At 65.8% G+C, this 20,290-nt stretch carries 22 protein-coding genes; 17 read left to right on the forward strand and 5 right to left on the reverse strand.

The window, feature by feature from the left end; genetic code table 11:
- Window positions 1-191 precede the first annotated feature (191 nt).
- From QA642_RS17465 to QA642_RS17540, 16 genes are all read left to right on the forward strand, one after another.
- Window positions 192-1,886 carry an ATPase, T2SS/T4P/T4SS family gene (locus QA642_RS17465; RefSeq protein ID WP_283085720.1) on the forward strand — a complete coding sequence of 565 codons (1,695 nt, stop codon included), beginning with the start codon at window positions 192-194 and terminating at the stop codon, window positions 1,884-1,886.
- A 5-nt stretch (window positions 1,887-1,891) separates the two neighbouring features.
- A complete protein-coding gene (locus QA642_RS17470; protein ID WP_283085721.1) occupies window positions 1,892-3,103 on the forward strand; it encodes a type II secretion system F family protein in 1,212 nt (403 codons plus the stop codon).
- A gap of 44 nt (window positions 3,104-3,147) precedes the next feature.
- Window positions 3,148-3,603 carry a type II secretion system major pseudopilin GspG gene (gene gspG, locus QA642_RS17475; protein ID WP_283085722.1) on the forward strand — a complete coding sequence of 152 codons (456 nt, stop codon included), beginning with the start codon at window positions 3,148-3,150 and terminating at the stop codon, window positions 3,601-3,603.
- Window positions 3,566-4,060, forward strand: coding sequence for a prepilin-type N-terminal cleavage/methylation domain-containing protein (locus QA642_RS17480; protein WP_283085723.1), 495 nt, complete (start codon window positions 3,566-3,568; stop codon window positions 4,058-4,060). Before gspG ends, QA642_RS17480 begins: the two co-directional genes overlap by 38 nt.
- A complete protein-coding gene (locus tag QA642_RS17485; protein WP_283085724.1) occupies window positions 4,038-4,436 on the forward strand; it encodes a prepilin-type N-terminal cleavage/methylation domain-containing protein in 399 nt (132 codons plus the stop codon). The genes QA642_RS17480 and QA642_RS17485 overlap by 23 nt, the downstream gene beginning before the upstream one ends.
- Window positions 4,433-5,137, forward strand: coding sequence for a general secretion pathway protein GspJ (locus QA642_RS17490; protein WP_283085725.1), 705 nt, complete (start codon window positions 4,433-4,435; stop codon window positions 5,135-5,137). The genes QA642_RS17485 and QA642_RS17490 overlap by 4 nt, the downstream gene beginning before the upstream one ends.
- On the forward strand, window positions 5,134-6,048 hold the full coding sequence (locus QA642_RS17495; protein ID WP_283085726.1) for a type II secretion system protein GspK: 915 nt from the start codon (window positions 5,134-5,136) through the stop codon (window positions 6,046-6,048). The genes QA642_RS17490 and QA642_RS17495 overlap by 4 nt, the downstream gene beginning before the upstream one ends.
- A 1-nt stretch (window position 6,049) precedes the next feature.
- Window positions 6,050-7,087, forward strand: a complete 1,038-nt coding sequence (locus QA642_RS17500; RefSeq protein WP_283085727.1) for a PilN domain-containing protein — start codon at window positions 6,050-6,052, stop codon at window positions 7,085-7,087.
- Entirely contained in the window at window positions 7,084-7,665 is a 582-nt protein-coding gene (gene gspM / locus QA642_RS17505; RefSeq protein ID WP_283085728.1) for a type II secretion system protein GspM, read from the forward strand. Before QA642_RS17500 ends, gspM begins: the two co-directional genes overlap by 4 nt.
- A gap of 107 nt (window positions 7,666-7,772) precedes the next feature.
- Window positions 7,773-8,366, forward strand: coding sequence for a hypothetical protein (locus QA642_RS17510; RefSeq protein ID WP_283085729.1), 594 nt, complete (start codon window positions 7,773-7,775; stop codon window positions 8,364-8,366).
- Between the two features lie 313 nt (window positions 8,367-8,679).
- Complete coding sequence (locus tag QA642_RS17515; RefSeq protein WP_283085730.1) at window positions 8,680-9,654, forward strand: tripartite tricarboxylate transporter substrate-binding protein; 975 nt, start codon at window positions 8,680-8,682, stop codon at window positions 9,652-9,654.
- 189 nt (window positions 9,655-9,843) lie between these two features.
- A complete protein-coding gene (locus QA642_RS17520; protein ID WP_283085731.1) occupies window positions 9,844-10,386 on the forward strand; it encodes a tripartite tricarboxylate transporter TctB family protein in 543 nt (180 codons plus the stop codon).
- Window positions 10,387-10,398: 12 nt separating this feature from the next.
- A complete protein-coding gene (locus QA642_RS17525) occupies window positions 10,399-11,913 on the forward strand; it encodes a tripartite tricarboxylate transporter permease (RefSeq protein ID WP_283085732.1) in 1,515 nt (504 codons plus the stop codon).
- Window positions 11,914-11,975: 62 nt separating this feature from the next.
- The gene (locus tag QA642_RS17530) at window positions 11,976-12,182 is read left to right on the forward strand and encodes a hypothetical protein (RefSeq protein ID WP_283085733.1); all 207 of its coding nucleotides are present in this window, start codon (window positions 11,976-11,978) and stop codon (window positions 12,180-12,182) included.
- Between the two features lie 16 nt (window positions 12,183-12,198).
- Complete coding sequence (locus tag QA642_RS17535) at window positions 12,199-13,047, forward strand: leishmanolysin-related zinc metalloendopeptidase (protein WP_283085734.1); 849 nt, start codon at window positions 12,199-12,201, stop codon at window positions 13,045-13,047.
- A gap of 191 nt (window positions 13,048-13,238) precedes the next feature.
- Window positions 13,239-13,520: a hypothetical protein gene (locus tag QA642_RS17540; protein ID WP_283085735.1), complete on the forward strand. Its 282-nt coding sequence runs from the start codon at window positions 13,239-13,241 to the stop codon at window positions 13,518-13,520.
- Between the two features lie 66 nt (window positions 13,521-13,586).
- Here the strand turns inward: QA642_RS17540 and QA642_RS17545 are convergent, their stop codons facing one another.
- The gene (locus tag QA642_RS17545) at window positions 13,587-14,780 is read right to left on the reverse strand and encodes a CoA transferase (RefSeq protein WP_283085736.1); all 1,194 of its coding nucleotides are present in this window, start codon (window positions 14,778-14,780) and stop codon (window positions 13,587-13,589) included.
- Between the two features lie 268 nt (window positions 14,781-15,048).
- Here QA642_RS17545 and QA642_RS17550 point away from each other — a divergent pair, with 268 nt between their 5' ends.
- Window positions 15,049-16,629 carry a hypothetical protein gene (locus tag QA642_RS17550; protein WP_283085737.1) on the forward strand — a complete coding sequence of 527 codons (1,581 nt, stop codon included), beginning with the start codon at window positions 15,049-15,051 and terminating at the stop codon, window positions 16,627-16,629.
- 105 nt (window positions 16,630-16,734) lie between these two features.
- Here the strand turns inward: QA642_RS17550 and QA642_RS17555 are convergent, their stop codons facing one another.
- From QA642_RS17555 to QA642_RS17570, 4 genes are read right to left on the reverse strand one after another with little or no spacing between them, the layout of a single operon-like run.
- Window positions 16,735-17,943 (reverse strand): glycosyltransferase, encoded by a 1,209-nt coding sequence (locus QA642_RS17555; protein ID WP_283085738.1) that lies wholly within the window; start codon window positions 17,941-17,943, stop codon window positions 16,735-16,737.
- Window positions 17,940-18,707, reverse strand: a complete 768-nt coding sequence (locus QA642_RS17560) for a class I SAM-dependent methyltransferase (RefSeq protein ID WP_283085739.1) — start codon at window positions 18,705-18,707, stop codon at window positions 17,940-17,942. Before QA642_RS17560 ends, QA642_RS17555 begins: the two co-directional genes overlap by 4 nt.
- Window positions 18,704-19,825, reverse strand: coding sequence for a DegT/DnrJ/EryC1/StrS family aminotransferase (locus QA642_RS17565; protein WP_283085740.1), 1,122 nt, complete (start codon window positions 19,823-19,825; stop codon window positions 18,704-18,706). Before QA642_RS17565 ends, QA642_RS17560 begins: the two co-directional genes overlap by 4 nt.
- On the reverse strand, window positions 19,822-20,268 hold the full coding sequence (locus QA642_RS17570) for a hypothetical protein (RefSeq protein ID WP_283085741.1): 447 nt from the start codon (window positions 20,266-20,268) through the stop codon (window positions 19,822-19,824). The genes QA642_RS17565 and QA642_RS17570 overlap by 4 nt, the downstream gene beginning before the upstream one ends.
- Between the last annotated feature and the right edge of the window lie 22 nt (window positions 20,269-20,290).

Here is a 20,290-nt window from a genome sequence, read left to right on the forward strand (position 1 = left end):
CGCAAAAGCGGTTGGAGTAGTTTGAACGAAATATGACGAGTGCCGCTTCGAGTGGCCGAAAAATGTGTTTGATCCGTCATGGATCGTATGCGCCGAAATTTGCGTCGCTGCCATTTCTTGCTAGTAAACCTATCGTGGACTCCATGGTCGTGGGCAGGCCAGATGGATGTGTTGCTAACGAGCGTGGTGCGGTGAAGGGCATGCAAGACGTCGCGGTCGACACCTTCAAGCAGCATCTTCTTGCAAAGCGCTCGTTACCGTCACGTGCGCTTGCGCGCCTCGATGGTCCGACAGATGCCGGATCCGGTCGGTCGCTTCGCGAGCTGTGGGAGACAATGGACCTTTCGTCAGCTGAATTTGCCGACGAGGTCTCGGAACATTTTCGGCTGCCGCGGCTGGGTCTTCCGCAGTTACTGTCAATCACGCCTTGCCTCGACGGCTTCTCACATAGATTCCTGCGGGAATCGACCGTATTTCCATTCCGCTCTTCGAGCGGAACTTATGGAATAGCGATTGCCGATCCTTTGGATGCCGCCGCCATCCGCGCCGCCGAGATTGTCTTCGGCACGCGGGTCGACATTGTCGTCGCGTCGTATGAAGATATTACGACAGCTCTCGACCAAAGGACCGGCGCCGCCGAAACAAGTGCGGACGAAGGCGTCCGGTTGCAGCAGCAGTCCGACGACGACATCGAGAGCCTGCGCGATCTCGCCAGCGGCGCACCTGTGGTGCGCGCGCTCAACGATCTATTGGAGCGCGCGGTGGACTTGCGTGCCAGCGACATTCACGTCGAGCCATTCCGCGCCGGGCTCACCGTGCGCATGCGCGTCGACGGCCTGCTGCGCGCGCTGCCGTCGCCGCAAGCCATCCCGCCGCAGGCGCTGATCTCGCGCATCAAGATCCTCGCCAGCCTCAACATCGCCGAACGGCGCCTGCCGCAGGACGGCGCCGCGCGCGTGCGCGTCGGGCGCAGCGAGATCGACGTTCGCGTCGCCACCATGCCGACGCAGCATGGCGAGAGCGCCGTCATCCGTTTGTTGCCGCGCGACCGCGGCCTCCTCGAAATGAGTAAGCTCGGCCTCGGCGCGCGCGACGAGGGCGCGATGACGCGGATGCTGGCGATGCCGCACGGCATGATCGTCATCACCGGGCCGACCGGCAGCGGCAAGACCACGACGCTTGCGACCATGCTGTCGATCCTGAACGAGCCGACACGCAAGATCCTCACCATCGAGGATCCCGTCGAGTACGAGATCCCGGGCATCAACCAGTCCCAGGTCAAGCCGTCGATCGGGCTGACCTTCGCCTCCGCCATGCGCGCCTTCGTGCGTCAGGACCCCGACGTGATCATGGTCGGCGAGGTCCGCGACGCCGAGACCGCTCATATCGCCATCCATGCCGCACTGACAGGCCATCTCGTGCTGACGACGCTGCACACCGAGACGGCGGCGGCCGCCGTGCCGCGCCTGATCGATCTCGGCATCGAGGGATTTTTGCTGAAGTCCACCTTGCGCGCCGTGGTGGCGCAGCGCCTGGTGCGCATGCTCTGCGAGCGCTGCAAGGTGCCGCACACGCTGACCGAGGCGGATATTGCCAAGGACCCGCGCTTTGCGGTGATCGGTTTCAAGTGCGGCGAGGTCGTGCACGAGGCCGGCGGCTGCGAACGCTGCGGCGGCACCGGTTATCGCGGTCGCAACGGCGTGTTCGAGATCCTCGAAATGTCCGACGAGGTGCGCGGGCTGATCGGGCCGCGGACCGACTCCCACTCCATCGATTCCGCCGCGATGCGCGGTGGCATGACGACGATGCTGGAGGATGCGGTCGCCAAATGCCGGGCCGGGCTCACCACCGTGCCCGAGGTCTTCCGCGTCACGACGGTGCGCTAGAACCCATGCCGAACTATCGCTACCGCGCGCTCAATGCCAACGGCGAACTGATCTCCGGCGCCATTGCCGCGCCCGCGCCGGGCGACGTCGGGCCGCGGATCGAGCGGCTTGGCCTCGTGCTGGTCGACAACGTCACGCCGGAGGAGGGCGGCGCGGCCGCCGGCGTCTTCAGCCTGTTCAACAAGCCGAAGCCGGAAGACGTCACCATCTTCACCCGCGACCTCGCGCTGTTGCTGCGCGCCGGCGCCCGCATCAACGACGGATTGGAACTGCTCGCGGCTGATCCCGATTTCGGTCGGCTGCGCCCGGTCGTGGCCGACATCCGTTCGCGCGTGGTTTCAGGCGAAAGCTTTGCCGAGGCGCTGGCGCGGCACGAGGGACTGTTCCCGCCGATGTATATCGCGCTGGTCCGGGTTGGCGAAGCCTCGGGATCCCTCGATCAGGTGCTGGAGGTGTTGGCCGGCGAGCGCGCGCGCGGCGAGGCCCTGCGGCGCCGGCTGTCGGATGCGATCCGCTATCCGATATTCGTGCTCGGTGCTGCCGGCTGCGTGCTGCTGTTCTTCCTCAGCTTCGTGCTGCCGCAGTTTGCCAGCGTGCTGCAGGATTTCGGCGCCAAGGTCGATCCGGTGGTCGGCGTCTTCCTCAGCATCTCGACCTTCCTGCGCAGCAATTCCGACACGATGCTGGCCGGCCTTGCCGCCACGATCGTGGCGGTATGGCTGTTGCTGCGGCAGCAGCGGATCCGCCGCGGCATCACCAATGCGATCGTGCGTCTGCCGGCGATCCGCAACGTGATGAGTGCGTACCGGACGGCGCTGTTCTGCCGCAATCTCGGCCTGCTGCTCGGCAGCGGGGTCAATCTCACCACCACGCTGCGCATCCTGATCGACATGATGGCGACGACCGGACCGTCCGCGGTCTGGAGCGATGCCGCCGACCGCGTTCGCCATGGCTCCAAGCTCTCCGACGCGCTGGCCGAGACCGAGGCACTGCCGGCGATGGCGGTGCGCATGCTGCGGCTCGGCGACGAGACCGGGCAATTGCCGATGCTCTCGGGGCGCGTCGCCGAATTCTACGAAACGAAGTTGCAGCGAACGCTCGACCGTGCGGTCGGCATCGCGGGGCCGGCGGCGATCATCGCGATCTCGCTGGTGGTCGGTGGCCTGATCACCTCGGTGATGACGGCGCTGATGTCGGTGAGCCAGATTGTCGGTTAGGCCAGGCTACGCGAGTAACGGGCAAGTAAGCGGAGAGACTTGAAGTGACTAAACATCCATCGTCAAGCCGCGGCCGGCGGCGCGCAGGCCGAGGCGAAGCCGGCTTCACGCTCGTCGAGATGCTGGTCGTCATCACCATCATCGGGATGATCATGGCGCTGGTCGGCCCGCGGGTGCTGAACTATCTCAGCGAGTCCAAGGCGAAGGCGGCGAAGATCCAGATCGAGAGCTTTTCCAGTGCGCTCGATCTCTATTACCTCGATCTCGGCCGCTATCCGACGTCGAACGAGGGCCTCACCGCGCTGACCCGTAGCAACAACCAGGCGGGCTGGAACGGGCCCTATTTGCGCGGCGGCATGGTGCCGAACGATCCCTGGGGTCACCTCTACGTCTATCGCTCTCCGGGCGCGAGCTCGCCTTACGAGATCATCTCGCTCGGATCGGACGGTCAGGAAGGCGGCAGTGGAACGGCGGCCGACATTGTCAGCGGCGCGCGCTGAGGGTCTCGTCGACGCGCGCGGCTTCGCGCTGATCGAGATCCTGTGCGTGCTTGCCATCATCGGCTTGCTCGCGGCGATCATCCTGCCGGCTGTCCCGCACACGACGACGCGCGCCAAGCTGGAGAGCTATGCGGTCGAGACCGCAGCCCTGCTGAAAGCCGACCGCAACGCGGCGCTGCGCCGGCAGACCAGGGTGACGACCACGGTGGATGCGGAGGCGCGTGCGATCCGTTCCGGCGTCACCGGGCAAATCATCCGCCTGCCCCGCGATGTGGTCGTGGCGGCGACGCTGGCCTCGCGCTGTGCCGACCGGGCGGCGGGGCAGTCGATCGATTTCTTTCCGTCGGGCATGTCGTGCGGCGGCACGATCGCGCTGGCGCGGCCCGGCATGGGCTATGAGGTGCGCGTCAACTGGCTGACCGGAGGCGTCGAGATTGTCCCGCAGAAGCTGCTCTGACGGCGCCGCCGGCTTCACCCTGATCGAGGCGCTGGTGGCGCTCGCGATCTTCGTGGCCGTGCTCGGAACCATCGGCTCGGTCATCGCCACGACGGCGAAGGGCACGCGTTCGATCGACCAGCGTCTGGCGCTGGCCGGCACCGCCGAGCGGCTGCTCGCGGATCTGCCGCCGCGGGCCTTGCTCAAGCCGGGCCGGCAGAGCGGCGAGCTGGCCGGCAGCCGCTGGCGCGTCGACATCGCGCCGATGAACGTGCCGGGCGACGATCCCGCCGCCAACCGCTTCGTGCCGATGGCCGTCAATCTGCGCCTCCAGCGCGCCGACGGGGCCGCGATCCAGATCACAACGGTGAAGCTGGTGCCGAGGGCCACACAATGAAGCGCCTGCACCGCACGCTCGCGGATGAAGCGGGCTTCACCCTGCTAGAAGTGTTGCTCGCGACGCTGCTGATGACGCTCATCCTGGCGGCGCTGGCGACGGTGACGGCGCAATGGCTGCCGAACTGGAATCGCGGCATCGCCCGCGTGCAGCGGGCAGAGCGTCTCGCGACCGGGCTCGACCGCATCGTCGCCGACCTCTCGGTCGCCGAGCAGATCACCGTGAACGGCGATGCCAAGGTGCCGCTGTTCGACGGCGCCGAATTGTCGGTGACCTTCCTGCGCACCGCGATCGGCCCGAGCACGCGGCCGGGCCTCGAGTTCATCCGCCTGATCGAGAAGGCGGACTCGCAGGGGCTGGCGCTGGTGCGCGAGCGCGCGCCGTTCGAGCCGATGCCGAGCGACGGGCAGATCCGCTTTGTCGACCAGGTCGTGCTGATCCGCGCGCCGTTCCGCGTGAGCTTCTCCTATGCCGGGCCGGATGGCCAGTGGCAGCCGACCTGGCGCGGCCAGCCGCAGCTGCCGGATCGCATCCGCATCACCATGCGCAACAGCGCCACCGGGCAGGTGCTCGCGGTTTCGGGCGCGGTGATCCCGCACATCACGGCGCCCGCCGAATGCGCGCGGGCCAAGAATCCGGCGACCTGCGTCGCGGCGCGCGGCGGGCCGCAACAGGCGCAGAAAGAGGAGCAGCAATTGTGAGCCGCCCGGCGCAGAATTGCGCAGAGCTGCGCGATCCCCGCGGCTTCATCGTCGTCGCGGTGCTCTGGATGCTGGCGGCGCTGGCGACGCTCGCGCTGATCTATCTGACCTATGTCACCAACACGGCCGTGACCGTCGCCGTTAGCGCCGACCGGTTGCAGACCGATGCGCTGATCAATGCCGGGCTCGAGCTCACGGCCTACCGGCTCTCGGCGCAGAACGAAGCCGTGCGTCCAACCAGCGGCACCTTCAATGCCCGGCTCGGCGCCGGCCGAGTCAGCGTGACGTTCCGCTCGGAGGCCGCGCGCGTCGATCTCAACATGGCGCCGAAGCCGATGCTGGCGGGCCTGATGACGGCGCTCGGCGTCTCCGCGAGCGATGCGCCGGTCTATGCCGACCGGATCCTCGCCTGGCGCACCTCGACGGAGGCTGGCCAGGACAATCCGGAGGATTCCTACTACCGCACGTTCGGCGCGCCCTATCTGCCGCGTCATGCGCCGTTTCCGCACAGTGACGAGCTCTGGCTCGTGCGCGGCATTCCGGCGGCCGTCATCGAGCGTGTGCTGCCCTTCGTCACGGTGTTCAGCAACATGCGGACGGTGAATTTGCTCGACGCCGCGCCGCAGGTGCTGGCGGCGCTGCCGGGCATGACGCCCGAGACGCTGCAACAGGTGCTGCGCGACCGCACGGACCCCAAGGTCGATCCGCGCTCCCTGGTCAGCCTCGCCGGCAGTGCCAATGCGACGACCGACGGCTCGCGGGCATACCGGCTGACGGTCGTGGCCGAGGCGCCGTCGCATCGGCGCAACTCGGCCGAGATCGTCATCCTGCTTCTCGAAGGCAGCGATGAGCCATATCGTGTATTGTCGTGGCACAACGCCTATGACGGCTCTGCCGGAAAGCCACTGTGAGATGAGTTCGCTCGATTCCCTTCGCGCCATTCTCGATTCCTGGACCGGCACCGTGGCCGCCGCGGCGGTTGCCGGCCTCGAGCGGATGGTGTCGCCGCGCGTGGTGCGGCTGGTTGAGACCGAGACCGGCGCGTTCGCCCTGGAGACGGCGAAGCCGGAGAACGGTTCGAAGGAGATCGCGTTCGAGGACGGCAAGTTCGCAAGTTCCAACCTCGCGCAGATCGTCCGCGGCAGCCGCGTCGAGATCGTGCTGCGGCCGGCGCGCTTCCTGTTCCGCCCGCTGGAGCTGCCGGCGCGCGCGGCCGATTTCCTCGAAGGCATCGTGCGGGCGCAGATCGACCGGCTGACGCCGTGGAGCGCGGGCGACGCCGTGTTCGGTTGCAGTGCTCCGGTGGCGCATGGCAGCGAGAGCATCACCACCGAGATCGCGGCGGCTCCGCGCAAGCTGGCGATGAGCTATGTCGAGGCGGTCGCGCCCTTCCATCCGGCCGCGATCGCGGTCGCGACGCAGACGGCCGAGGGCGGACGCATCAAGGTGTTCGAGCAGAGATCGCGCGGCGCGGTCGACCCGGCCCGGCTGAGCCGGACGCTGCAACTGGTGCTGGCCTTGGCCGCCGTCACCGCGGTGATCGGATCGGTCGCCGCAGGTTATCTCGCCGACAGCCTCAGCGCGCAGGAGAGCGAGCTCGAACGGCAGATCGCCGAGCGCCGCGCCGCGCTGCGCGGCGCCGACGGCAGCGAGCGTTCGCCGCTCGCGCAGCTCGAACGCCGCAAATACGAGACGCCGGCGAGCGTGATCGTGCTGGAATCGCTCAGCCGGATATTGCCTGATCATACCTATGTCAACGAGCTGCATCTGGCCGGCAACAAGCTCCAGATCGGCGGCATCACCCGCGATGCGCCCTCGCTGATCCTGCTGATCGAGCAGTCCCAGCATTTCACCCGCGCGACCTTCTACGCCCCGACGACGCGCAGCTCGTCCGATCCCGGCGAGCGCTTCCACATCGAGGCGCAGATCGAGCCGAGGAACGTGCCATGAGCAGCGCCAAGGTCACCGGCGGAAATGCGCTCACACGAGCGCTTGCAAGCTCGCCTCTGATCGCGGTCACGCTGTATGTGGCGGTTACCGGCGGGCTGCTGCTGATGGCAGGCCTGTCGATCGCTGACGTCATCGCTCACCGCCAGGCGCTGGCGCAGACCTCCGACCTGCTCGACCAGCTGCGCGGCCGCAAGGGCGGCGCCAAGAATGCCGCGGCAGCGTTGGCCGAGCACCAAGGCACGCCGTTCCTGGAAGGCCCGACGGTAACGGTCGCGGGCGCCAACCTGTTGCAGCGGGTCGCGGCCGCCGTCGGCAATGTCGGCGGCTCGGTGCAGTCCTCGCAGGTCGACGTCACAGGCGCACAAGTGAAGGACGGCTTCGTCGGTCTCGTCGTGAGTTGCGAGCTGGACCAGCCGGCGCTTCAGAAGCTGCTCTACAATCTCGAAGCCGGCATGCCGTTCCTCTACGTCGATCAGCTCGACGTTCAGGTGCCGCAGACCACCGCGCTGAACGAGGCCGGCACCGGCCGCGTCAGGGTAATCCTGGGTGTCTCCGGCCAATGGCAGGCAGGCAAGTAGGGGCGTTGGCCGGGCCGCCGGTTCCGGTTCGATGCGGGTTGATGGCGGGCCGCATCGGAACTAGTTTGCTGGGACGAGCGTGCCGCGAGCTTCCAAGGGAATTTTCCATGTCCGGGTGGCTGAGACCGACAGGATGGGCCGCGCTGTGCGCGGCGGCCGCACTCGCGGCGCAGGGTATTGCCGAGAGCCCGGCCGCGACCTCGTCGCGCATGGATATCCTGTCCGACGATGCCGCCGGCAGCCCCGCTGAAGGCATCGATGTCGGCGCGATGCGGCCGATCGCGGCGCCGGCGCAGCCTGTCAGCAAACCCGTCCCCCGCGGCAATCCGCTGTGGGCGGTGCCGTTCTCGGCGCTAACGGCGACCCAGGAGCGTCCGGTCTTCTCGGCCTCGCGCCGGCCGCCGCCGCGCGCGGTTGCCGCCTCTCCGGTCGAAGAGGTGCAGGCACCGCTGCCGCCCAAGCCGGCCGAGGCGCCACCGCCGCTGCTCCTGGTCGGGGCCGTGGTGGGCGAGGGGGATGCGATCGCGATCCTCGTCAACCGCACCGACCAGTCGGTCGTGCGCTTGCGGCAGGGCGACACGCTGGGTGGCTGGTCGCTGACCTCGGTGCAGCCGCGCGAGGTGACGTTCAGGCAGGGCGATCGCAGCGAGATGTACTTGCTGCAGCGGAAGGTTGAACCCGCAAGTCCACCCGTCGAATAGCGCCCCGCCTGCACGGTGCGTTCCCGGCTGACAGCCGATCGGGCCTATTGGCCTTCTGGGGTCTTTGATCGATTGCAGTCCATCTCGCCAGCAGCGAGACGCCATCTGTCGCGACCGGAGCAAAGCGCAGAAGATCGATTGCGCCCAGGCGCTTGCAATCCATCTCATTCCAAAGTCATAAGCGGTGCGGTGCCGGCCCGGCTTGAACTGGCCGGTATTCGCCCGCACAATGCAATCCGCGATACTTCGCGAATTGCCAATCCGAACAAGAACATAGGCAAATAACTTGGGGAAGACGCGCGTGGGACATGGAATGAAGGCCGCAATCACGCTGGCGGTCGCGCTTTGCGGCACGCCGGCCTTTGCGGGGTGGGAGCCGACCAAACCGGTCGAGATCGTGGTGGCAGCGGGCGCGGGCGGCGCCTCCGACCAGATGGCGCGCATGATGCAGGCCGCGATCCAGAAGAACAATCTGATGAAGCAGCCGATCGTGGTCTCGCTCAAGGGCGGCGCCTCGGGCGCGGAAGCGCTGATGTACATGAAGTCGAGCGAGGGCGATCCGAACAAGGTGCTGATCGCCTATTCGCTGATCTACATGCTGCCGCTGTCGGCGAAGATCCCGTTCAACTGGCGTGAGCTGACCCCGGTCTCGGTGATCGCGCTCGACCAGTTCGTGTTGTGGGACAACAGCGCAGGCCCCAAGTCCGTGAAGGAGTTCGTCGAGGCTGCGAAGGCCGCGAGCTCGCCCTTCAAGATGGGCGGCACCGGCTCCAAGCGCGAGGACCACGTGCTGACCGTGTTCCTGGAGCAGAAGACCGGCGCGAAATTCTCCTATCTGCCCTACAAGTCCGGCGGCGAGGCCGCGACCCAGCTCGTCGGCAACCACACCGAGTCCAACGTCAACAACCCATCCGAAAATCTCGAGGTCTGGCGCGCAGGCCAGGTCCGTCCGCTCTGCGTGTTCGACAAGGAGCGCATCTCCTACACCAGCAAGGTCACGGACACGCAGTCCTGGGCCGACATCCCGACCTGCAAGGAGGAGGGGGTCGACGTGCAGTATCTGATGCTGCGCGCGATGTTCCTGCCCGGCAAGGTCACGCCGGAGCAGCAGGCATTCTATGTCGAGCTGTTCCACAAGGTGACGCAGACCGCCGAATACAAGGACTATATGGAGAAGCAGGCGTTGAAGCCGATCTTCCTCACCGGCAAGGACATGGTGCAATTCCTCGAAGAGGACGATGCCCAGAATAAGTCGTTGATGACGGAAGCCGGTTTCGTCGCGAAGTAAGATGCTGTACTCCCTCGCCCCGTTCTTACGGGGGGCGCGACGAGCTTCGCTCGCGCTGGGAGGGTCGGGGTGAGGGGCTCTCTCCACGAGCTCAACTCTCACCGTCCCCGTGGAGACTCCCCCTCACCCCAACCCTCTCCCCGCAAGCGGGGAGAGGGGGAATTGACCGCACTCCGTCCCTGACAAAGCATGTCTCAAACCGAACTTGAAATCGTCGTCGACGATCCGACCGCGCCTGAAGACGACTCCCCCTCCGTCGTTTCCTCCGGCGCGATCGAGATATGCGTCTGCCTGCTGCTGCTCGCGCTCGCAGCAACGCTCGGCTACGACAATTGGCGCACCGGCGCGTCCTGGGACGCGACCGGGCCCGAGCCAGGCTATTTTCCGTTCTATCTCTCCGTCATCCTCGGCGGCGGCAGCCTCTATGGCCTGGTCGTGGCGCTGATCGCCCATCGCAAGGCGTCCGAGATCTTCGTCACGCGCGCGCAGGCCCGCCGCGTCATGGCGGTGTTCGTGCCGACGCTGCTGTTCTGCGTGGTGACGCAGTTCCTCGGCCTCTATGTCGCGAGCTTCCTCTTGATTGCGGGCTTCATGCGCCTCGTCGGCAAGATCGCGCTGTGGAAGTCGCTGCTCACCGCTTTCCTGTTCACGGCGATCATGTTCGTCACCTTCGACATCGCCTTCGACGTCATCATGCCGAAGGGGCCGCTCGAAGCGGCCTTCGGCCATTAGGACAGACGCGCGATGGAAGCTCTCGGTCTCCTGCTTCACGGCTTCGCCGTCCTGCTGACGTGGAAGACGCTCGTGCTGATGATGGTCGGGCTCGTGCTCGGCATCTTCGTCGGCGTGCTGCCCGGCCTCGGCGGCCCCAACGGCGTTGCGATCCTGCTGCCGCTGACTTTCACGATGGACCCGACCTCGGCCATCGTGATGTTGTCCTGTATCTACTGGGGCGCGCTGTTCGGCGGCGCGATCACCTCGATCCTGTTCAACATCCCCGGCGAGGCCTGGTCGGTCGCGACCACCTTCGACGGCTATCCGATGGCGCAGCAGGGCAGGGCGGCGGAGGCGCTGACCGCAGCGTTCACGTCGTCCTTCGTCGGCTCGCTGGTCGCGGTGCTCTTGATCACCTTCCTCGCGCCGATGATCTCGTCCTTTGCGCTGAGGTTCGGCCCGCCCGAGTTCTTCGCGGTATATCTGTTGACCTTCTGCTCCTTCGTCGGCCTCGGCCGTGAAGCCAAGCACAAGACTGTCATCTCGATGGCGCTGGGCCTGCTGCTCGCCGGCATCGGCATGGACACGGTGTCGGGCAATCTGCGCATGACCTTCGGCTCGTCCGAGCTGCTCCGCGGCATCAATTTCCTCGTCGCCGTCATCGGCCTGTTCGGCATCAGCGAGATCCTGCTGACGATGGAGGAGCGCCTCGCGCTGCGCGGCCACGCCGCGAGCATCTCGCTCCGCGTGGTGCTCGGCGTCTGGAAGGATCTGCCCAAATACTGGGTGACGCTGCTGCGCTCCTCCTTCATCGGCTGCTGGCTCGGCATCACACCGGGCGGTGCGATCGCGGCGTCCTTCATGGGCTACAATCTGGCAAAACGCTTCGCCAAGGAGCCCGAGAGCTTTGGCAAGGGCCGCATCGAAGGCGTGTTCGCGCCGGAGACGGCGGCGCATGCCTCCGGCACTTCGGCGCTGCTGCCGATGCTGGCGCTCGGCATTCCCGGCTCCGGCACCGCCGCGATCCTGCTCGGCGGCCTCATGGTGTGGGGACTCAATCCGGGCCCGCTGCTGTTCGTCGAGCACAAGGATTTCGTCTGGGGCCTGATCGCATCGATGTATCTCGGCAATGTCGTCGGCCTCGTGCTCGTGCTGACGACGGTGCCGATCTTCGCCTCGATCCTGCGCGTGCCGTTCGCGGCGGTGGCGCCGATGATCGTGGTGTCCTGCGCGATCGGCGCCTATGCGATCCAGAACGCGATGTTCGACATCTGGCTGATGCTCGGCTTCGGCGTCGTCGGCTATGTCTTCAAGAAGATCGGCGTCCCCTTGGCGCCGTTCACGCTGGCGCTGGTGCTCGGCAACCGCGCCGAGGATGCCTTCCGTCTGTCGATGATCGGCTCCGGCGGAAATCTGAAGGTGTTCTGGTCGAACGGACTGGTCGGTTCGATCACGACGCTGGCGATCGTGCTGCTGTTTTGGCCGGTGATCGATCGCTTGCTCGCCCGCGTCCGATCGCCGGAACCGACGTGCGCAAGACGGTGAACTTCCGCGACCTCAGCCTCTTCTGATTTTGGAAATCAGGCCGGCCCGATCGGCGGACAAGTGTGATCGAGTTGGAGCGATCGACGTTCGATCGCGCGCGCTCATCGTTCGAGCGGGTGGACGGGCAACGTCGTCTCGAAAAGCCCGGCGGCGACGTCGGGCTTCGTTATTTGATGGTGAAACAGTCAGAGCCCGTGACGCTTCTCTCGCTTGTCGGCGACGTTAATCAGGATCACAATGCAAGCGTAGATAGAATTTTTCCGACCTGATTTTTCGGAGGATATCATGAGCATTGAACGTTATCGTGCTCGCAAGGGCGCCGAGATTTCACACGCGGTCGCGGCCGAAGCCCGCGGAGGCTACACGATCGAGGTCCATTTTCTGGGTGGACTGACAACCAAGCAGAAGGCTGCTTTCAAGCTCGCAGCAAACCGGTGGACGCACGCCATCGTGGGCGATCTGCCTGACGTCACGGTCGGTGGCGAAAGGATCAACAATCTTCGCATCACGGCGCAGGGCACCGACATCGACGGTCCCGGCAACGTTCTCGGCCAGGCGGGGCCGAACCGTTTGCGTCCGAAGAATGCCGGCGCCGCTGCGTTCCTGCCGGCAACCGGCGACATGCAGTTCGACACGGCCGATCTCGCAGCGATGGAAGCCGATGGCACGCTGAACGACGTCATCACCCACGAGATGGGGCACGTGATCGGCATCGGAACGATCTGGACGAACAAGAAATTGTTGAAGGGGGCCCTCACCAGCAATCCGACATTCGTCGGTACCAACGCCATGCGCGAATACGGTAAGCTCCGCGGCTCAGCGACGCTGCCCGTTCCCGTCGAAAACACCGGTGGTGAAGGGACGCGGGATTCGCATTGGCGCGACACGGTGTTCGGCGCGGAACTGATGACTGGCTTCGTCAATGAAGGCGGCAATCCGATGAGCCGGGTGACGATCGCCAGCTTGCAGGATCTCGGCTACGAGGTGAATATGGACGTTGCCCAGCCGTACCATCTGCCGGATCATCTGCACATGGCGGAGGCGGGGCTCCTCGCCGCGCGTGCCGCCATGACAAGAGGTATCGTGCTGCGGCGGATTCCGATCACGTTGCCCGAGGAAAGCTTGGGCGCTTAGGCCTAAAGCATGATCCGGACCCGAAGGGCCGCGTTGCGCAAAGTGCGAAGCGGTTTTCCGAAAAGATCATGCTCAAACAACACCTAAAGCGTGATGATGATTCATCAATCTCATCGCGCTTTGGGGCCTGCCAAGCCAAAGGCCTGCCAAGCGAGGCGCTATCGGGCCGCAAAACTTAGGGAAACCGGATCATGGAGGGCATGAAGCGGCCGGAAGCGATCGTGCTTCCAGATTCGTCATTGATCCCGTCGGGCTGCCTGATCTCGCCACCGCCCAATCAGTTCACCCACGAGGTGGCGAGATCGCAGCCGTTCTATGCCTCGCGCGGTCTGCCGAGCGGACCACCGGCCGGACAGTTCGAGGCTGGAGACAAAGTCGTTCTGCTCTATCATGACGGCGGAGAGCTTTGCCGGGTTGTCGATGCCGCCGGCCATTATGTCGACACGCGGTTCGACGGCTTGCGCAAGATGTAGACGATCGCGCAAGCCGTCGGTGCCGGCGCTCGTGATGACAGGATCGGGCGAGGAACGGCCGCGCCGTCACACCACCTTGGCGTCCCGCAGTTTTGCGATCTCGTCCGCCCCGAATCCGAATTCCTTCAGCACCTCTTCGGTCTGCTCGCCGAATTCCGGCGGCCGCGCCACCATCCTGCTCGGCGTGCGCGACAGCGTCACGGGCTGGCCGACCAGGCGGATGTGGCGGTCCTCGTCGTTCGGCACGTCCTGCGCGATGCCAAGATGCTTGACCTGCGCGTCCTCGAACATCTGGTCGATCGCGTAGATCGGCCCGCAGGGCACCCCGGCCTCGTTGAGCTCCCGAACCCAGGTCTCGGTCGATTTCGTCACCGTGCGCTTCTCGATCTCGGCGTTGAGCGCATCGCGGTTCTTGGAGCGGGCAGGGGCCGTTGCATAGTCGGGATGGCCAAAGAGCTCTGGTGCGCCGATCGCCTGCGCGCAACGTTCCCAGATTCGGCCGCCCGTGGTGGCGATGTTGATGTAGCCGTCGGAGGTCTTGAACACGCCGGTCGGGATGCTGGTCGGATGATTGTTGCCGGCCTGCTTGGCGACCTCTTTCTCCATCAGCCAGCGCGCGGCCTGGAAGTCGAGCATGAAGATCTGGGCCTGGAGCAGCGAGGTCTGCACCCACTGGCCCTTGCCGGAGACCTCGCGCTCGAGCAGCGCGGTGAGGATGCCCATGGCGCAGAACAGGCCCGCGGTGAGGTCGGCGACGGGAATGCCGACCCGCATCGGGCCTTCGCCCGGCGCGCCGGTGATCGACATCAGCCCGCCCATTCCTTGCGCGATCTGGTCGAAGCCCGGCCGCTTGTGGTAGGGGCCGTCCTGGCCGAAACCGGAGATGCTGCCATAGACGATGCGCGGGTTGATCGCGGCGAGGCTCTCATAGTCGATGCCGAGCTTCTTCTTCACGTCGGGCCGGAAGTTCTCGACCACGACGTCGGCCTTGGCGGCGAGACGCTTGAACACAGCGAGCCCGCGCTCGTCTTTCAGGTTCAGCGTCATGGCCCGCTTGTTGCGGTGCAAATTCTGGAAGTCCGAGCCGCGCCGCGGTCCGCCCGGCTGTTCGCCACCGGCATCCTCGGTCAGCGCGTCGATCTTGACGACATTGGCGCCCCAATCCGCAAGCTGCCGCACGCAGGTTGGCCCGGACCGGACGCGGGTCAGATCGAGCACGGTGAAGCGTGACATGGCTTCCGAGGCATGCGGAAAGGGCATCGTGAAAGGCTCCAGGACCAGATTGTTAGCTCACCATAGTGCCGAAAGACCGAGCGGCAAGCCCGACCCAACGCGGACGTCGCCTGTCGAAATGCAAGGCCCGAGGGCAATGCCGCGGAGGGGCGGCAGCGACGTGCTGGTGCGGTCGTGGCAGTGGACTGCTGATCTGGGGCCCTGTGGGTGGGAGTGTGTTTGGAAGGCATTGCACAAGCGGTCTAATCACCTTAAGAGGCGGCTTCAACGCGCTGATCGCCGGGAAGGATGCGGCTTGACCGACACGCAGACCGACGCGCCCGGCAAGCCCGATGGTCGCAGTGGGACCGGCGGTTCCGGACGCGTCCGGCGGCTCATGCATGGCTGGTCGGCGAACCTGGTCCAGATGGGGCTGGGGCTGACGCAGCAGCTGCTGCTGATCCCGGCCTTCCTCCACGTCTGGAGCGGCGACCTGCTCGCGGCGTGGCTCGCGATCTTTGCCGCAGGCGGCCTCGTCATCGTGGCGGATGCGGGACTGCAGCTCCGCGCGATCAACCGGTTTCTGGCCTTCAGGTCCTGCGTCGACTGCGACGGGCGCACCGCGCGCCTCTATCGCGACATGCTGCGGATTTATTTCGCCCTCGTCGCCGCTCTTGGTCTGCTGCTGTGCGGAGCCATCTATCTCGCGCCGCCCTCGTTGGTGCTTGGCTTTCATGCAACGCCGACCTTCGATGCCGCGATGCTGGTGATGACGCTCGGCACGCTTCTGAGCCTGCCCGCCAATCTTGCCGCTGGCCTCTATCGCGTGCGCGGTCAATATGGCCGCATCATCTGGCTGCAGAACGCCGCGCTGCTGCTCGGCCAGATCGCACAGCTTGTTGCGCTGTTCGCGTTCGGAAGCCTGTTCGCGGTGGCGATCGCCTGCGTGTCGATGCAGCTGCTGTTCACGATCTTCGTCGTGGCCTTCGATGCGCCGCGCCTGTTTCCGTTCCTGCGCCGTGCACACGGACTGCCGTCCGTCGCTGCGTCATGGCGCTGGAGCATCGGGCAGCTCGGCCGCGCGTTACCCTTCGCGGTCGCCAACATCTCAGAGCTCGCGCTCGTCAACGCTCCGGTCCTGCTGGTCTCGGCGCTCGTCGCCGACCGCGTCGCGGTCGCGCAATGGGGGCTGACGCGCGTGATCGCGAGCTTGGTGCGCGGACTCAGTCTCCAGCTTGCCCTGCCGTTCGGCGCCGAGCTAGGCCATGATCACGCGATCGGCGACAAGGAGCGGCTGCGCCGCCACTACGCCTACGGATCGGCGTTCGTGACCGGGCTCGCCTGCCTGGTTGTTGCGGGCATGCTGCCGCTCTGGCCCGACTTCTTCGTGCTGTGGACCCATGGCAGCATTCCCTATGACGGCCCGCTTGCGGTGATGCTGCTGCTCGGCTCGGCCGCGGCCGCGCCCTCGCAGCTGGCGCTGGTCTTCGCCAGTCATAGCAATCGCGGCGAGCTCCTGATCCGGATCAAGGGGCTCCAGCTCGTCGTTTTCTTGGCTCTGTCCTTCGTCCTGATCCCGCGGTTCGGACCGCTGGGCGCGGCCTTCGCCGTGGTCGCGAGCGACATCCTGATTCAGTTCGGCCTGCTTGGACTGGTGATCATGCAACAGACCCTGCGCCGCCCGCTGAGGCACATTGCGTTCCTGCTGCTCATGGCAGTCACCGTCGTGGCGTCCGGCTGGCTGATTGGGACAGCGATCGGGGAGGTCATGCCCGGGAGCGGGCTTGCAAACTTCATCGCAAAATGCGCGGCCTGGCTGATCGTGGTTGGCGCGCTCGCAAGCCCGCTGCTGAGCAAGCCCTTGCGCGAGCGGCTGCGGGCGCTGGTCCCGGCCTAAAGCGCGATGGCATGAAGATGAACCATCATCTCATCATCGCGCTTTAGGTTATTGTTTGAGCACGATCTTTTCGGAACACCGATACGCATTTTTCCGGATTATGCTCTAGCGAGGCGTCAGCGCCAGGCGGTGTTTCAACCGCTCGAGGTGCCGGGCGAATTGCCGGCGTCCGACCTCGGTCTCCTCAGTGAACTGGGCGAGGCGGAGCTCGCCGGCGGCGCGCAGCCGCTCGCGTGTGCCCTCGTTGCCAAGCTTGGCGATCGCATCCGCGAGCGAGCGCGGATCGTCGTAGTCGAACAGGATCGCGGCATCGCCGGCCTGCGCCTTGAAGGCTTGAGGATAGATCACCGGCGTGCCGACCGCCCAGGCCTCCAGCGGCGGCAGATTGGTCGGGCCGAAATAGCTCGGCATCACCAGCGCGGCGGCGCCGCGGTACAGCGCGGCGAGCTCGGCGGACTCGACGAAGCCGATGATGGAAATCTGGTCGGACAATCCGTAGCTCTGGATCGCCCTGTCGAGCTTGTCGCGGCCGCTCCGGTTCGAGCCGCACAGCACCAGCCGTTCGATGATGCCCTGCTCGCGCAGCAAAGCGAGCGCGGCGAGCAGCGTGATGTGGTTCTTGTGCGGCCAGAACTGCGCCGGGTAGAACAGATAGCCCGGCTCGAGCTTGTATTTCGCCAGCACGGCCGCGTCGGCCGCTGCATCGGGGGCGGACCGGCTGACATAGGTCGAGGGCGAGAACGGGATGCAGATCGCGCGCTCCCGTTCCATGGCGTAGCGCCGGCAGAGATCGTCGATCAGCTCGGGTGCATTGACGATCACTGCAACGGCCTTGGTGCTGGCGAGGCGGAACAGGATCTCGCGGCGCTCGAATTCGCCGAAGGTGCGGACCTCCGGAAACTCCGGCGCATCGCGGTGGCAGCCGTCGAAGATCGTGATGATGAAGGGCAGCTCGTAGAGCAGCAAATGCCGCTTCGAGGTCGAGGTGAAGTGCACGACGTCGATGCCGTCGCGGATCAGCGCGCGCTCCAACGGCGATTTGAGCTCTAGCGCGATCTGGACGAGATCGAAGGGACCGCAATATTTCAGGAACAGGAAAAGGTGGTCGGAGAAGCCGAACTTGCGCAGCCGCGCCTCGATGCCGAATTCCTTCAGGATCGCCAGCGTCTTCGGGTAGGGCGAGTAGACCACGATCTCGTTGCCGGACTCCGCGGCCCACTCGCGCAGCCAGAGCAGGTCGTTGAGCGGCTGCTGGAAGCCGCCGCCGAGTTCGAGGGCCTGTTCGAGCATGACGGCGAGCCGTAGTGGTCTCACGGCGTGGGGCTCTTTCTGGCCACCGCATAGGCCGCCCAAATCTTCGAATTCGGCGCGTCCTGCGTCAGCCATGCGGCGTGCGCGGCAGGCTGGAAGCCGCTCGCGGCAAGCGCCGCGTCGATCTCGAACGGAAACCAGTAGCGCATATGGTGCGCTTCATCGACCCGGCGGATCGTGGCGCTCTTGGTGTCCTCGCAGAACAGCGTGTAGTTCACGGTGACGGTCGCGGCCCGTTCGTCATGGTCGGATTGCGCGATGCGGGTGAGGCGGAGTGGCGTCTGCTCGATCACCTTGACCCGGGTCTCGACGCCCTGCGCCAGCACGGCGCCGCCATACCAATAGTCGAAGAAGAATACGCCGCCCGGCTTCAGCGCGGCATAAGCGGTGCGGAACATCGCCGCCAGTGCATCGCGGCTGGTCTGATAGCTCGCAACGTGGAACAGCGACACCACGGCGTCGAAGTCGCGTTCGGGGCCGGCCTTGCAGGCATCGCCTTGCCGGAACGGGATCGACAGCCCGGCTTGCTCGGCGCGCGCCTTCGCGCTCGCGATCATCTCGTGGCTGAGATCAATGCCGGCAACGCTCCACCCCTGGCGCGCGAAGGAGAGTGCGTGCAGACCGGTGCCGCAGCCGAGATCGAGCAGCTTGCCGGAGGAAACGCCGTAATCGCGCAGGCGCGCTTCGACAAACGCCGTCTCCGCCGCGTAGTCTTTGTCGCGGTAGAGGAGATCGTACCAGGGCGCGTAGTCGGCGAACACCGTCACGCCAGGATCTCCGTCAGCGCCTGCGCCGAGCAAGCGATCTCGTCGGCGGTCAAGGCAAGCCCGCTTGGCAGGTAAAAACCGCGCCGGGCGATGTATTCCGCGTTCGGATGACGCTCCTCGAGCATCAGGCCCATCCGGCGTAATACCGGCTGCTCGTGCATGCACCAGAAGAACGGCCGCGTGCCGATGCCCTTCTCGCCGAGCCGGCGCATCGCCTCCTTGGCGTCGAACGGCACGTCGTCGTTCAGCACGATGCCGTAGACCCAGTAGATGTTGTCGGCATAGGAGGTGCGGGCGACGGGACGTCGGATGCGGTTGAGACCGCCGAGATGCTCGTCATAGAGCCGGCCGATCCGGCGCTTGAGCTCGACGGTGCGCGGCAGGCGCTCGATTTGCGCGACGCCGAGCGCGGCCTGGAGATTGGTCATGCGCGCGTTCCAGCCGAGCTCCTCGTGGACGAAGCGCTGCTGCGGCTGGAAGCAGAGATTGCGCAGGCTTTGGAGCCGGTCGGCGAGCGCGGCGTCGTCGGTGAGGATCATGCCGCCTTCACCGGTCGTGACGTGCTTGTTGGGATAGAAGCTGAAGGTCGAGACGTCGCCGAAGCCGCCGCAGGGCGCGCCGCGATAGGTCTGGCCGTGCATCTCGGCGGCGTCCTCGATCACCTTCAGATCGTGCTTGCGCGCGAGCGCCAGGATCGGATCGAGATCGACCGGCAGGCCGTAGATGTGGACCAGCATGATCGCGCGCGTGCGCGGCGTGATCGCGGCCTCGACGCCTTCGGCCGTCATGTTCCAGGTCGCAGCGTCGCAGTCGACCCCGACCGGAACGAGGCCGGCGCGCACGATCGCGGCGGCGCAGCTGATGATGGTGAAGGTCGGGACGATGACCTCGGAGCCCTCTTCGAGCCCGAGCGCATGAACGGCGATGTCGAGCGCGACCGAGCCGTTGGTCACGGCGACGCCGTGACGCCGTCCGGCGGCCTCGGCCATCGCCTGCTCGAAACGCTTGATGAACGGCCCCTCCGAGGAGATCCATCCAGTGCGGATGCATTCGGCGAGATAGTCGGCCTCGTTGCCGTCGAGCAGGGGCGTGTTGACGGGAATGAACGGCGCGCTCACAGGTTGGGGCCCTTGATCCGGATTTCGGACGGCGCGGCTTCCGGGAAGCGGGTCTTGTCGTTCTCGCCGGAATAGGGACCTTGCTTGACCTCGAACATCTCGAGCGGCTCGAGCACGTGGAAGCCGTGTGCGCCGCTGCACAGCAGGATGAGGTCGCCCGCACCGAGCACGCGGCTTTCGAGATATTTTTCCTCGACCGTGTAGAAATCGACTTGGAGCTTGCCCTTCTGGATCAGCAGGACTTCCTGGGTGTAGTGCACTTCGCGCGTCACCTTGTTGTGGCGATGCGGCTCGATGCTCTTGCCCTTCGGATGGCTCATGAAGGCGAGCTGCTGCGACAGTTCCGGCGTCGAAAAGAAATGGATACCCGGCTCGCAGAACGAGGCGCGCACGATGATCGCATAGAGCTGGTCGCCGAATCGAACATGTTCGACGTGTTCCATCCTGAGCCTCGACAAAAACCGC

This window comes from Bradyrhizobium sp. CB2312 (assembly GCF_029714425.1).
GTDB lineage: Bacteria > Pseudomonadota > Alphaproteobacteria > Rhizobiales > Xanthobacteraceae > Bradyrhizobium.

Excerpts from the sequence above, each read along its gene's own strand:
- QA642_RS17520 (WP_283085731.1), top strand. The coding sequence starts at position 9,844 with ATGTCTCAAACCGAACTTGAAATCGTCGTCGACGATCCGACCGCGCCT.
- QA642_RS17510 (WP_283085729.1), top strand. The coding sequence starts at position 7,773 with ATGTCCGGGTGGCTGAGACCGACAGGATGGGCCGCGCTGTGCGCGGCG.
- gspM (WP_283085728.1), top strand. The coding sequence starts at position 7,084 with ATGAGCAGCGCCAAGGTCACCGGCGGAAATGCGCTCACACGAGCGCTT.
- QA642_RS17470 (WP_283085721.1), top strand. The coding sequence starts at position 1,892 with ATGCCGAACTATCGCTACCGCGCGCTCAATGCCAACGGCGAACTGATC.
- QA642_RS17490 (WP_283085725.1), top strand. The coding sequence starts at position 4,433 with ATGAAGCGCCTGCACCGCACGCTCGCGGATGAAGCGGGCTTCACCCTG.
- QA642_RS17515 (WP_283085730.1), top strand. The coding sequence starts at position 8,680 with ATGAAGGCCGCAATCACGCTGGCGGTCGCGCTTTGCGGCACGCCGGCC.
- QA642_RS17540 (WP_283085735.1), top strand. The coding sequence starts at position 13,239 with ATGGAGGGCATGAAGCGGCCGGAAGCGATCGTGCTTCCAGATTCGTCA.
- QA642_RS17525 (WP_283085732.1), top strand. The coding sequence starts at position 10,399 with ATGGAAGCTCTCGGTCTCCTGCTTCACGGCTTCGCCGTCCTGCTGACG.
- QA642_RS17545 (WP_283085736.1), bottom strand. The coding sequence starts at position 14,780 with ATGCCCTTTCCGCATGCCTCGGAAGCCATGTCACGCTTCACCGTGCTC.
- QA642_RS17570 (WP_283085741.1), bottom strand. The coding sequence starts at position 20,268 with ATGGAACACGTCGAACATGTTCGATTCGGCGACCAGCTCTATGCGATC.
- QA642_RS17535 (WP_283085734.1), top strand. The coding sequence starts at position 12,199 with ATGAGCATTGAACGTTATCGTGCTCGCAAGGGCGCCGAGATTTCACAC.
- QA642_RS17500 (WP_283085727.1), top strand. The coding sequence starts at position 6,050 with ATGAGTTCGCTCGATTCCCTTCGCGCCATTCTCGATTCCTGGACCGGC.